Genomic DNA, 520 nt, shown 5'->3' on the forward strand with positions numbered 1-520 from the left:
GTCGTCCCCGCTACCATTGTAAAGACTGTCAATTCTATGGCACTATCAGCGAGGTGGCTCAACAACGGGCCGACCGCTACGAGCAAGTAGAAAAACTTCTCCTGGAGCGCACTTCCTTACGTGGTATTCAGCGGGTAACCGGCGTGAGCCGCCCAACTTTAAGCAAGTTGATCAAAAAAAAGTAGATGCTCCTTTACGGCATAGCCGACCATCCGGGCAGCCAGTTGTGGAGATAGAAATCGATGAGATGTGGAGTTTTGTGACTAGCAAAGAGGTGAAAACGTGGGTCTGGTTAGCCTTAGAGCGGACCAGCCGCCAGATTGTTGGCTTTGCCACCGGCGACCGAAGTAGCTACTGCGGACAAGTATTATGGTCAAGTTTACCGACTTATTACCAAGAGACGGCTATTTTTTATACTGACGCTTGGGCCGTCTATGATGAGCTGATTCCAGCAGAGCGGCATCGCCAGGAAGCGGGCGGCACGGCGCATATTGAACGCTTCAACAACACACTTCGCCAG

At 51.7% G+C, this 520-nt stretch carries 1 protein-coding gene and 1 pseudogene; both read left to right on the plus strand.

The annotated features are described in order from the left end of the window. Positions 1-185: pseudogene (locus ACYVI1_RS32660) on the plus strand (IS1 family transposase); the annotation flags it as partial. A 41-nt stretch (positions 186-226) separates the two neighbouring features. Then, positions 227-520 (plus strand): IS1 family transposase (locus ACYVI1_RS32665; protein ID WP_460916051.1); only part of this gene is annotated, 294 nt, incomplete at its 3' end.

It is taken from the genome of Spirosoma areae, from assembly GCF_054781775.1.